We start from the raw sequence: 13176 nt of genomic DNA on the forward strand, positions 1-13176 counted from the left end.
GTTTTTTTTATCACGTTATACCGCAACACTGCCTTTTATCAAGGCATGTGGTTCATAGCCTTTTAGTGTGAAATCTTCAAAAGCGAATGCGAAGATGTCTTTTATGTTGGGATTCAAAATCATTTTTGGTAATGGTTTTGGCTCGCGTGACAATTGCAATTCGAGTTGTTCAAAATGATTGTTGTAAATGTGTGCGTCACCAAAAGTGTGAATGAATTCACCTGGCTCCAAGTCGCAAACCTGTGCAATCATCATGGTGAGTAAAGCGTAAGAAGCAATATTAAAAGGAACGCCTAGGAAAATATCAGCACTTCTCTGGTATAATTGACACGATAGCTTACCATCAGAAACATAAAACTGAAAGAAAGCGTGGCAAGGAGGCAAAGCAGCTTTATTGTTAGCTACATTCTCATCAAATGATTTTGTGGTGTCAGGAAGCACCGAAGGATTCCATGCTGAGACCAACATTCTGCGACTGTTAGGATTGGTTTTTAGTTCCTTGATAAGTTCTGAGATTTGGTCAATCTCTTCGCTATTCCAGTTGCGCCATTGGTGTCCATAAACGGGTCCTAAATCTCCATTGGCATCAGCCCAGGCATCCCAAATTTTAACTCCATTTTCTTGAAGGTAGTTGATGTTTGTATCCCCTTTTAAAAACCAAAGCAATTCGTAGATAATAGATTTTAGGTGGAGTTTCTTAGTGGTAACCATTGGGAAACCTTCATTCAAATCAAAACGCATTTGGTAACCAAATACACTTTTCGTTCCAGTTCCCGTACGATCTCCTTTTTGACAACCGTTTTCCATTACGTGTTGTACTAAGTCTAAATATTGCTTCATTGTACTTTATTCTATTTTGCGGTAAGCAAGTTTAGTTTTTATATATTTTTCCGTCTTTCATTACAAATACGACTTTTTCCAGCGTTTTGATTGTATTCAAAGGATTTTCATCAACGGCGATAATGTCTGCCAAAAAGTTTTCTTTGATTTGTCCTACTTCATTTCCAATGCCTAATAACATGGCATTTGTTGTTGTTGCTGATTGTATTGCGGCTAGTGCAGGCATGCCGGCTTCAACCATATAACCAAATTCCTTTGCATTTGTGCCATGAGCAAAAACTCCTGCGTCGGTTCCAAAAGCAATTTTGACTCCTTTTTTATATGCTTTGGCAAAAGTAGCTTTCAATTGTGGGCCAACTTCTCTGGCTTTCGGAACTACTATGTCAGGATAAAAACCAGTAATTTCTGCATTTTTTTCAACTTCCTTTCCAGCCGTTAAAGTAGGAACTAAATAAGCATCGTATTTTTTCATTAATTCCATTGTCTCTTCACTCATAAAGGTGCCGTGCTCAATGGTTTTTATACCGCCTAATATGGCTCGTTGCATGCCTTCATCACCGTGGGCATGAGCAGCAGTAAGCATATTATAATCTTTTGCAGTTGTAGTGATAGCTTTAATTTCTTCTAAAGTAAACTGAGGATTTTTACCACTTTTTGCCACGCTTAAAACACCGCCTGTAGCTGTGATTTTAATAACATCGGCTCCTTCTTTATAACGTTCTCTTACTGCTTTTACAGCTTCTTCCGGAGAATTGATTACACCTTCATGTGGGCCTGGATCGCCTACAAGTTTTCTATTGCTTCCGTTGGTTGGGTCAGCATGTCCGCCTGTTGTGGCTATCGATTTTCCTGCAGTATATATTCTTGGACCTTTTACGATTCCTTTGTTAATAGCATTTCTTATGGCGATATTAACACCGGTTCCTCCTAAATCACGTACGGTTGTGAATCCGGCCAGAAGGGTGATTTCGGCACAACGAACTGCTTGAAATGCAACGTCAGCCTCGTTGTCTAAATATTTCGACATGTAACTTTTAGTGTCGTGCTCTCCTTCAATATGCACGTGTAAATCGATAAGACCTGGCAATACATATTTGTTTTTTAGGTCGATTTCAATGTCTTCGGGTTTGGATTTAGATACAAACCCATCTTGTATTTTTATGATTTTGTTTTTAGAAACAACTATGGTTTGGTTCGATAACTCTTTGCCAGATTGAGTGTTTAGAATTTTTCCGCAGTGTAAATAATAATCTTGAGAAAATACGACTGTAGAAATAAATAAGGTTACGGCAATAAGGACAAATTTTGTTTTCATAGATTAGTTTATAACAGATGTCAATAAAAATATATAAAAAAGTGCAGCATTAAATACAGCTGCATTTTTTACGAGGTTAATCGTTTATGTATCAAATAATGCAATAATGAAAATCAAGATAAAGTTATCTCTTCGAGATTTCGTCTCTAATTTTTGCTGCTTTTTCATAATCTTCGTTTGAAACCGCTTGGTCTAACAGTTCATTTAATTCCTGTAAACTGTGTTTAGAATAGGTTTCTCCAGACTGATTGCTTTCCTCTTCATGACCAAAAGTCTCTGGATTAGACAACACATCGTCAATTTCTTGAGAGTCTTTATTGGCTTCCAACGGATTTGCTTTCAAGTATATTCCTGCTTTGTCCAAGATGTTTTTATAGGTAAAAATAGGAGCGTTAAAACGCAACGCTAACGCAATTGCATCAGAGGTTCTAGCGTCAATAATTTCCTCAATTTTATCTCTTTCGCAAATAATACTCGAATAAAAAACACCGTCAACTAACTTGTGAATTATGACTTGTTTTACCACAATATCAAAACGTTCTGCGAAATTTTTAAATAAATCATGAGTTAAAGGACGTGGTGGTTTTATTTCTTTTTCTAATGCAATAGCAATTGATTGTGCTTCAAAAGCACCAATGACAATGGGTAATTTTCTTTCGCCATCAACCTCGTTCAATATCAAAGCATACGCTCCGTTTTGAGTTTGACTGTATGAAATTCCTTTTATGGATAATTTAACTAAGCTCATAATTCTTAAAATGGGTAAGTACAGTGTACTTATTTTGATGAAAATCAAGTTTCATTTTTTGTAAAAAAAAATGCTACTTAAAAGCAAAGATACAAATATCTTGTTTTAAGTAGCATTTAAATCGATTTAATGATTTTTGTAATTTAGGAATTCTGAGCTTTGAAAGCTTTAAATTTCTCTATTAATTTTGGTATAATTTCAAAAGCATCACCAACAATTCCGTAGTCAGCTACTTTGAAAAATGGCGCTTCTGGATCGCTGTTGATTACAACTTTAACTTTAGAAGAGTTGATTCCTGCAATGTGTTGTATTGCTCCCGAAATTCCTATCGCTATATATAAGTTAGTAGCCACCGGTTTTCCAGTTTGTCCTACGTGTTCTCCGTGAGGTCTCCATCCTAAGTCAGAAACTGGTTTTGAACAAGCAGTTGCAGCTCCAAGAACTGTAGCTAATTCTTCTACCATTCCCCAGTTTTCAGGACCTTTTAATCCACGACCAGCAGAAACTACTATGTCAGCATCAGCAATAGAAACTTTTCCAGAACCTTTTTCAACTGATTCTACTTTTACACCAAAATCATTGTCTCCAATAGTTGGGTTAAAATCTTCCTCAGTTAAGTTTGATGGTGTTTCAAAAATCCCATAAGAGTTTTTAGCAAGTCCAAGCACTTTTACATCAGTTGCAATTTCAGTGATATTGAATGCTTTGTTTGAAAAGGCATTTCTTTTTACTTGAAAAGGCGAAGTTGAAACTGGTAATCCAACAACATTTGATGCATAACCAGCTTCTAAAGCTACTGCAACAAGTGATGAAAGATAAATACTATCTGTAGTTGATGAAAGTAAAACTAATTTTACGTTTTCTTTTTGAGCAGCTTGTTTGATAACATCAGCGTATGCTTTTGCTGTAAAACCTGATAATTTATCGTTGTTTACTTTCAATACTTTGTCTACTCCGTATTTCGATAATTCAGAAACATCTCCTGCATTTACTGTTACGGCCGTAACGGTAGTCCCTAATGTCTCCGCTACTTTTTTTGCGTAAGAAGCTAATTCGAATGCTACTTTTTTAAATTTTCCTTCTGCGTATTCCGCGTATATTAATATTGACATGATTTTTTTATTTTAGTCTTAAGGTTTTAAAGTCTAAAGTCATAAAGAGAAATTAGTGTAAAACTTTTATCCTTTTGACTTTCGACATTCGACTTTATGACAGTTAGATTACTTTCGCTTCGTTGTGTAATAAATTGATTAATTCATCTAAATTGTCAGCAGAGATTAATTTTACGGCTGATTTAGGAGCTGGTTTTTCAAATTTTACTGCTTTTGTATTTACAGTAGCGTCAACTGGCTCCAAAATTGTCAAGGCTTTAGTTCTTGCAGTCATAATTCCTCTCATGTTTGGAATACGCAAGTCTTTTTCTTCTACTAGTCCCTTTTGTCCACCAATGATTAATGGTAAAGTAGTAGCTACAGTTTCTTTTCCACCATCAATCTCACGAACAGCTTTTACGTTTGTTCCTTCAACTGTCAGGTTGGTACAAGAATTAAGGAAGTTGTATCCTAAAATTCCTGCTATCATTCCAGGAACCATTCCGCCATTGTAGTCTAAAGATTCTTTTCCGGCGATAATAACATCGTATGCTCCGTTTTTGATTACTTCAGCAAGTTGTTTGGCTACAAAAAATCCATCAGTAGGAGTAGCGTTCACACGAATGGCTTCGTTAGCACCTATTGCTAATGCTTTTCTTAGAGTAGGTTCGGTTTCAGGTCCTCCAACATTTACAACAGTAACAGTTGCGCCTTGTTGTTCTTGAAACCAAATGGCACGTGTCAAACCAAATTCATCATTAGGATTGATTACATATTGTACGCCATTGGTGTCAAATTCAGAATCACCGTTGACAAAGTTAATTTTTGAAGTAGTATCAGGAACGTGACTGATGCAAACTAATATTTTCATACTTATATATTTAATTATTCGTAATTTCTTTTACAAATTTAAAATATTAATTTGAATAATATACTATGCATGCATAATATTTTTCATTACTATTTCGATTTCGTAGCCCGGATAGGAGCGGCATCCTTCCTGTGGCTCCTTTAGCCACAGGAAGATACAGCGTATAGCCGGAAATAGCTCCTGAAAATTATCACTATAAATCATGATTAATTTAAAGTAATTTATGCTTTTAAATGATATAAAATATTTATTTTTGCTTTTCGAAAAATAGACACATACAACATATAATATGAGAACGATACAATTTAGAGAGGCCATTTGCGAAGCGATGAGCGAAGAAATGCGTCACGATGAGTCCATATACTTAATGGGTGAAGAAGTTGCAGAATATAATGGTGCCTACAAAGCATCTAAAGGAATGCTTGCTGAATTTGGCGAGAAAAGAGTAATTGACACTCCTATTGCAGAGCTTGGTTTTACTGGTATTGCAGTAGGATCAGCAATGAACGGATGTAGACCTATTGTAGAATACATGACTTTCAATTTCTGTTTAGTAGGGATTGACCAGATTATAAACAATGCTGCCAAAATGCGTCAGATGACTGGTGGACAATTTAATGTGCCTATCGTTTTTCGTGGTCCAACAGCTTCGGCAGGACAATTAGGAGCGACTCACTCACAAGCATTAGAAAACTGGTTTGCGAATACTCCGGGTCTTAAAGTGGTAGTTCCATCTACGGTTTATGATGCAAAAGGATTGTTGAAAGCAGCTATTCGTGATAATGATCCTGTGATTTTCATGGAATCAGAACAAATGTATGGTGATAAAGGAGAAGTGCCGGATGGTGAATATACTATTCCACTTGGAGTTGCTGATATCAAACGTGAAGGTACTGATGTAACTATCGTTTCTTTTGGAAAAATTATCAAAGAAGCGCATATTGCTGCTGACGAATTAGCCAAAGAAGGAATTTCTTGTGAAATTATCGATTTGAGAACAGTACGTCCTATGGATTATGAGACGATTTTAACTTCGGTTAAAAAAACGAACAGATTAGTTGTTCTTGAGGAAGCTTGGCCTTTTGCAAGTGTGGCTTCAGAAATTACATATATTGTTCAAGAACGCGCTTTTGATTTCTTGGATGCGCCTATTCAACGTATCACAACTGCTGATACTCCAGCGCCTTATTCTCCAGTATTATTGAAAGAATGGTTACCAAATGCGGGTGATGTGGTAAAAGCGGTTAAAAAAGTAATGTATAAAAAATAGATTTTTTTAGAATTTGATTTTTAGATAAACTTTAACAGTAGGCGGTCTAAATTTCAATTAATCTAGATGTCTAAATACCTATATTTGAAACTTCATCAATTATTTATTTGATGAAGTTTTTTTTTTGAATGATTATGAAAAAGAATTTCTTGTTTTTCCTGCTGTTGTTGGTATCAGCAACTGCTGTTTTTGCACAAACAAAAGTGAGTGGTGTTGTGGTGGATAAATCAAATCAACCCATTCCATTTGCAAATGTAGTTTTTAAAGGCTCTAGTGAAGGGATTGTGACTAATGAAGACGGTAAGTTTTACCTTGAATCCCAAAAATCATACTCCATTTTGCTAATATCTTCAGTAGGTTTTTCTGAGAAAGAAATTGTTTTAGACAAACTTGTAAATTATAATTTCAAAATTCAGTTAAGCGAAGCCGAAAGCCTAAGTGAAGTAGTTGTTTTTGCCGGTAAAACGTCTAAAAAAAATAATCCTGCACTAGACATTCTTAGAAAAATTTGGGAAAGAAAACGTAAAAACGGATTGTATCAGTTTGACCAATACCAAATGGAAAAGTATGAAAAAATAGAATTTGACATGAATTCTATTGATAGTGCTTTTATGAAAAGCAAGCTCTTTAAAGGGATGGAATTTATATTCGATCAAATGGATACTTCCAGAGTAACCGGGAAAACCTATTTGCCTATTTTTATAAATGAATCACTCAATGATGTTTATGGGGACAACAAATTAAAGAAAGTAAAAGAGAAAATAAAAGCCAATAAAACGTCTGGTTTTAATGGAAACCAACAAATTTTATCTTTTGTAAAAGACTTGTATTCCGATTATAATATCTATAATAATTACTTGACTTTTTTTGACAAAAGCTTTACCAGTCCGTTATCTAAAACAGGAGTTGATGTGTATAATTATGTCTTGAAAGACAGTGCGTATATTGACAATAAATGGTGTTATAATATTGTTTTTTATCCAAGACGTAAAAACGAATTGACTTTCAAGGGGGATTTCTGGGTGAATGATTCCACATTTGCCATCAAGAAAATAAATATGGCGGTTACTAAAAGTGCCAATATTAACTGGGTAAAAGATATTTATTTAGAGCAAGAATTTGAAGTAGTAAGTGATTCTGTTTTCTTATTGACTAAGGATTATTTAATGTCGGACTTTGCTTTGAATAAAAAAGAAAATTCAAAAGGCGTTTATGGAAAACGAACCAGTTTTTATAGAAATCATCAATTTAATAAGGAGCAACCAGTAGCTTTTTATAAGGATGAGGTCAATTATATGGATGACGAAGTTTATAATAAATCTGATGAATACTGGAATGAAAATCGTTTTGAGAACTTAAGCAAGGATGAATTAGGCGTTTATAAAATGCTGGATACATTGCAAACAGTAGATAAGTTTAAGCGATTGTATAGTTTGGTTTCTATTCTTGGAAGCGGTTATGTCGAATTTAAAAACTTCGATTACGGACCTGTTTTTTCCACATTTGGATACAATGAAGTCGAAGGTGTACGCTTGCGAGTAGGAGGAAGAACTTATTTTGGACCCAACGATCCTTGGCGTATTCAAGCCTATACGGCGTATGGATTTGATGATGATAAATTCAAATACGGACTTTCAGGGAAATGGATGGTTGACAAGAAAAACCGAATCATTTTATCGGGAGGAAATAGGCGTGACATTGAACAAATAGGCGCCAGTTTAACCACTACTAACGATGTCTTGGGCAGAAGTTTTGCTTCCTCCTCCGTGTTTTCGTCCGGTAGCAACGGGAAATTGACTAATATCAATTTGACCAATATGGCGATAGAAATGGAGCCCGTTAAAAATTTAATTTTCCAGGCTGGTATTTCCTATCGTACGCTGGAATCCGCATCGCCAACTTTTAGTTTAGATTATTATACGGATATAGCAAACTTGATTACTAAAAGTGATGTCAAACAATCCGAAGCAAACTTTCAGATTGAGTATTCGCCAAAGCGAAAAACAATAGGTTTTGGGGTTGAAAGAAGCAATGTTGACAGTCCGTTTAGTCGTTTTTTTATTAATTACAGTCATGGATTCAAAGGGCTTTTAAACAGTGATTTTAAATATGATAAAGTACAATTGTATTATAAACAGCCCATAATTATAGGGCCTTTAGGAAGAACAAATATTATTATGGAAGTGGGGAAAACCTTCGGGAAAGTGCCGTTAGGATTACTGAGTGTTATTCCTGGGAATCAGACTTATTTTACAATCGAAAACACGTTTAGCAACCTTAATTTCTATGAATTTGTGTCAGACCAGTATGCTACTTTGCAGTGGAATCACAATTTCAATGGCCGAATTTTTTCCAGAATTCCGTTCATGCGTAAACTCAATTGGAGAGAAATTGTATCTGTAAAAGGGGTTTATGGAACCATTTCTGATGAAAATCGAGCGATTAATGCATCGGGTTTAATTTACAATGCACCTGAAAAAGGCTATTGGGAATACAGCGCCGGAATTGGGAATATCTTCAAAGTATTCCGCATCGATTTTGCTTGGCGAGGCAATTATCTCAACACGCCGGATACGAATCGTTTTACTGTAAAAGGATCGTTCGGGTTTAATTTTTAGGAGCTATTCCAGCTGTACACTATATCTTTTTATAAGGCGAAGAAAAATCGCCTTATAAAAAGGATGTCGTTTCCATCTGGGCTAAAAAAACATTAGATTATGCAAGAAGCTTTCGACTACCTTTTAGAAAAAGATACCATTTTCAAGTCAATCATTGAAGAATACGGAATGCCAACCATTCCCAAAAGACCACAAGGTTTTGAGACTTTGGTGTTGTTGATTTTGGAACAACAAGTATCTATAGATTCCGCTAAAGCCACTTTTTTAAAAATAAAAGCCAGTCAAAAAGCCATAGCTCCTGAAATTCTTCTTCACGTATCGGACGAGGAATTTAGGAGTCTTGGCGTAAGCCGACAAAAAACATCGTATATCAAAGCTTTGGCGAAAGCCATATTAGATAAAGAACTTGATTTAGAAACTTTGCCAGCAAAAACGGCTCATCAAGTGCGCGAAGAACTGATCAAAATCAAAGGAATAGGAAACTGGACCATCGATATTTACTTAATGTTTTGTCTGGAATCCCCGGATTTATTGCCTTTAGGAGATATTGCGGTCGTAAATACCATAAAGGAATTGCTAGATATTCACGATAAAGATGCTATGGAAATTCATGCAAAACAATGGAGTCCGTATCGTTCTTATGCAACCTATCTTTTGTGGCATCATTATTTAAAGAAACGAAATAGGACAGTGGTTTACTAAAGTACTCACTGTTAAAATTTAATCAAGAGATAACATGAATTTTTTATTGTAAAAAGGGATACTTTCCTTACTTTTGCAACCATAATTATAGATAAGAAAAACTAAAATGACTGCAGACAAATTAACAACTTTCGATGTCTTAATCGAAATACCAAGAGGAAGTAGAAATAAATACGAATATGATTTCGAAATAAAAAGAATGCGTTTTGACAGAATGTTATTCTCTTCGATGATGTACCCGGCTGATTACGGATTTATCCCTGAGACATTAGCATTGGATGGGGATCCATTAGATGTTTTGGTTTTGGTAAACGAACCAACTTTTCCTGGATGTGTAATGGAAGTAAAACCTATCGGTGTTTTCCACATGGCGGATGATAAAGGACCGGATGAAAAAGTAATTTGTGTGCCAGTTTCAGATCCAATATGGAATTCATTGGAAAACCTTTCAGATATTAATCCACACTTATTAAAAGAGATTGAACATTTCTTTCAAGTGTACAAAGATCTTGAAAATAAAAAAGTAGATGTTGAAGGTTGGGGAGATGTAAATGAAGCGTACGCAATTATTAAAGAATGTACCGAGCGTTTTAATCAAATTGAAAATAAACCAGAGGGATTATTTAGTATTAAGTAATTTTACATCATAATTTTTACAAAAAAAGCAATATTCTGTTAAGAGTATTGCTTTTTTGTTTAAATTCGTTTCGTTTCACTATTAATATTAACCAAAAACCAAACCAAAATTATGAATACAATAATGATTTATTTGCCAATAGCCATGGCATTTATTGGACTGGCATTTATGTTTACAAAACGTGCATGGGTTTTAAAACAAGATCCGGGTGACGGTAAGATGAAAGAGATTTCAGATTACATATACGAAGGAGCCTTGGCTTTCTTGAAAGCAGAATATAGGTTATTGAGTTTCTTTGTAATTGGAGCCAGTGTTGTTTTAGCCGGAATTTCATTTATCGTCCCTACTACACATATATTAATAGTAGTTGCTTTTATTTTTGGAGCTTTTTTCTCTGCTTTAGCGGGGAATATGGGAATGAAAATAGCAACAAAAACAAATGTTAGAACTACCCAGGCTGCACGTACGAGTTTGCCGCAAGCATTAAAAGTTTCTTTTGGCGGTGGAACCGTAATGGGATTAGGAGTTGCAGGTTTAGCCGTTTTAGGGCTGACCACTTTCTTTATTTTCTTTTTTCACTTTTTTATGAATGGAGTTTGGACTTCAACGGAAGACATGACTATTGTTTTGGAAACATTAGCTGGGTTTTCTCTTGGAGCAGAATCTATCGCTTTGTTTGCCAGAGTTGGTGGTGGAATTTATACAAAAGCTGCCGATGTTGGTGCTGATTTAGTAGGTAAAGTAGAAGCTGGAATCCCCGAAGATGATCCTCGTAATCCGGCTACAATTGCAGATAACGTAGGAGATAATGTGGGTGATGTTGCCGGAATGGGTGCCGATTTATTTGGCTCTTATGTTGCGACAGTTTTAGCGGCTATGGTTCTTGGGAATTATGTAATCAAAGACATGGGCGGAAATATTCAAGATGCTTTTGGCGGAATAGGACCTATTTTATTACCAATGGCAATCGCTGGTTTTGGAATTTTATTTTCTATCATCGGAACGATGTTGGTGAAAATTACGGATGATAATGCAAAAGAAGCACAAGTTCAAAAAGCATTGAATATAGGAAACTGGGTTTCTATTCTATTAACGGCTGTCGCTTGTTTTTTCTTAGTACAATACATGTTGCCGGAAACCATGAAAATGGATTTCTTCGGAGAAGGGACTAAAGAAATTTCGTCAATGCGCGTTTTCTATGCTACAATCGTCGGATTAGTGGTTGGAGCCGTTATCTCATCTGTTACAGAATATTATACAGGATTGGGTACAAAACCCGTTATGGCAATTGTACAAAAATCTTCAACTGGTGCAGGAACAAACGTAATTGCAGGATTAGCGACAGGAATGATTTCTACGTTTCCAACGGTTTTATTATTTGCAGCTGCGATTTGGACATCATATGCTTTTGCAGGATTTTATGGTGTTGCTTTGGCTGCTTCGGCGATGATGGCAACAACGGCAATGCAATTGGCAATCGATGCTTTCGGACCAATATCTGATAACGCAGGTGGAATTGCTGAAATGAGCGAATTGCCAAAAGAAGTACGTACCAGAACCGATATTTTGGATTCAGTAGGAAATACAACTGCAGCAACCGGGAAAGGATTTGCAATTGCTTCGGCGGCATTAACGTCACTGGCTTTATTCGCAGCGTATGTAACATTCACAGGAATTGACGGAATCAATATTTTTAAAGCACCAGTTTTAGCGATGCTATTTGTGGGCGGAATGATACCGGTAGTTTTCTCGGCTTTAGCCATGAATTCTGTAGGAAAAGCTGCTATGGATATGGTATATGAAGTGCGTCGTCAGTTCAGGGAAATCCCAGGAATTATGGAAGGAACCGGAAAACCAGAATATGCAAAATGTGTTGATATTTCTACTAAAGCGGCTTTGCGCGAAATGATGTTACCAGGAATTTTGACTATTGGTTTCCCAATTGCGATTGTTTTACTAGGGAAATTAGTGTATGCGGACAACAATCAATTAATTGCAGAAATGCTTGGAGGTTACATGGCTGGAGTTACCGTTTCTGGTGTACTTTGGGCTGTTTTTCAAAATAATGCTGGAGGTGCTTGGGACAATGCCAAAAAATCTTTTGAAGCAGGAGTTATGATTAATGGTGAAATGACGTATAAAGGTTCTGATGCGCACAAAGCGGCGGTAACTGGAGATACTGTTGGTGATCCGTTCAAAGATACATCTGGACCATCAATGAATATTTTGATTAAATTGACGTGTTTGATAAGTTTAGTAATTGCTCCAATTTTAGGAAACGGAAGTCATACAATTTCTAATAAAGCAGCCTGTTGCGCTACAACTGAAATGTGTACTTCAATGTCTAAAGAAGAGTGTATGGCTCAAGGATGTGACAGCAAAACGTGTAAATTTATGAATGCGGCTGTAATGCCAAATCATATGATGTCCAAAGAAGTTTCTATCGAAAAAACAAATGTTGATGGAAAAGTAAAAGCTACTATTAAAACAAGTGTTAACGGAAAAGTAGATATTCAAACTTTTGAAGGAACTGATGAAGAAGTTCAGGCTAAGATTGATTCTTTGAAGTAATTAAAAATCTTGTAAATAATAAATGCCTCGCAATTGCGAGGCATTTATGTTTTAAAGTTGATCCTTAATTTTTATTAATTCTTTTTCAATATTTAGGTCGATAAAGTTAGATTTCAACATACATTTCAAAAGTCTTTTCAAAAAAAGTTTTGATAATTTTTCTTTTAAAACAATGTTACTTTTGTCATATTTTATGAAAGAAACTAAATTTTCTTTACGAACATTATTTCTGAAAAATATAAATGTGTCTTTATCAAAACTAAATTGATTTTCTCCTAATACAGTTTTTTTTTGAATAAAAAAGTACGGTATGTTTCCAGCAACTAAGCATCCAAAATTGTCAGAAGGTAAACTTAATTTGTTTTGCGATGTTGTCAAAGTATGAATGATGTAAGCAAATTCATCATTTCGATTTAATACAATCAGAAATTTGTCTTTACTGCCATTCCCATCCTGAAATTGATAGTCTTCAATTAATATTAAATGTCCTTGTTGTAAAATTTCGTCAAGCAT

General features: G+C 35.4%; 11 protein-coding genes. 5 read left to right on the forward strand and 6 right to left on the reverse strand.

Annotated elements, in window-relative coordinates:
* Nucleotides 1–15 precede the first annotated feature (15 nt).
* The 5 genes from ACNQF6_RS09645 to ACNQF6_RS09665 form a co-directional block, all read right to left on the reverse strand.
* Nucleotides 16–840, reverse strand: coding sequence for a thymidylate synthase (locus ACNQF6_RS09645; protein ID WP_417965375.1), 825 nt, complete (start codon nt 838–840; stop codon nt 16–18).
* Nucleotides 841–871: 31 nt separating this feature from the next.
* Complete coding sequence (locus ACNQF6_RS09650) at nt 872–2155, reverse strand: metal-dependent hydrolase family protein (RefSeq protein WP_417965377.1); 1284 nt, start codon at nt 2153–2155, stop codon at nt 872–874.
* Nucleotides 2156–2279: 124 nt separating this feature from the next.
* Complete coding sequence (locus tag ACNQF6_RS09655) at nt 2280–2903, reverse strand: bifunctional nuclease domain-containing protein (RefSeq protein ID WP_417965379.1); 624 nt, start codon at nt 2901–2903, stop codon at nt 2280–2282.
* Between the two features lie 143 nt (nt 2904–3046).
* A complete protein-coding gene (locus ACNQF6_RS09660; RefSeq protein ID WP_417965381.1) occupies nt 3047–4015 on the reverse strand; it encodes an electron transfer flavoprotein subunit alpha/FixB family protein in 969 nt (322 codons plus the stop codon).
* A 103-nt stretch (nt 4016–4118) separates the two neighbouring features.
* On the reverse strand, nt 4119–4865 hold the full coding sequence (locus ACNQF6_RS09665) for an electron transfer flavoprotein subunit beta/FixA family protein (protein ID WP_315208723.1): 747 nt from the start codon (nt 4863–4865) through the stop codon (nt 4119–4121).
* Nucleotides 4866–5154: 289 nt separating this feature from the next.
* On the opposite strand from ACNQF6_RS09665, the gene ACNQF6_RS09670 reads away from it, so the two are divergent.
* The 5 genes from ACNQF6_RS09670 to ACNQF6_RS09690 all read left to right on the forward strand — a co-directional run bounded on the left by ACNQF6_RS09670 (nt 5155) and on the right by ACNQF6_RS09690 (nt 12663).
* On the forward strand, nt 5155–6135 hold the full coding sequence (locus tag ACNQF6_RS09670; RefSeq protein WP_091204253.1) for a pyruvate dehydrogenase complex E1 component subunit beta: 981 nt from the start codon (nt 5155–5157) through the stop codon (nt 6133–6135).
* A 134-nt stretch (nt 6136–6269) separates the two neighbouring features.
* Entirely contained in the window at nt 6270–8753 is a 2484-nt protein-coding gene (locus ACNQF6_RS09675) for a DUF5686 and carboxypeptidase-like regulatory domain-containing protein (RefSeq protein ID WP_417965383.1), read from the forward strand.
* A 99-nt stretch (nt 8754–8852) separates the two neighbouring features.
* Nucleotides 8853–9455 (forward strand): DNA-3-methyladenine glycosylase family protein, encoded by a 603-nt coding sequence (locus ACNQF6_RS09680; protein ID WP_417965385.1) that lies wholly within the window; start codon nt 8853–8855, stop codon nt 9453–9455.
* A gap of 106 nt (nt 9456–9561) precedes the next feature.
* The gene (locus ACNQF6_RS09685) at nt 9562–10092 is read left to right on the forward strand and encodes an inorganic diphosphatase (protein ID WP_282713125.1); all 531 of its coding nucleotides are present in this window, start codon (nt 9562–9564) and stop codon (nt 10090–10092) included.
* Nucleotides 10093–10203: 111 nt separating this feature from the next.
* Nucleotides 10204–12663 (forward strand): sodium-translocating pyrophosphatase, encoded by a 2460-nt coding sequence (locus tag ACNQF6_RS09690; RefSeq protein WP_417965387.1) that lies wholly within the window; start codon nt 10204–10206, stop codon nt 12661–12663.
* Nucleotides 12664–12714: 51 nt separating this feature from the next.
* Here ACNQF6_RS09690 and ACNQF6_RS09695 read toward each other — a convergent pair whose 3' ends face one another.
* Complete coding sequence (locus tag ACNQF6_RS09695) at nt 12715–13176, reverse strand: hypothetical protein (RefSeq protein WP_417965389.1); 462 nt, start codon at nt 13174–13176, stop codon at nt 12715–12717.

Source organism: Flavobacterium pasteuri, assembly GCF_048286615.1.
GTDB lineage: Bacteria > Bacteroidota > Bacteroidia > Flavobacteriales > Flavobacteriaceae > Flavobacterium.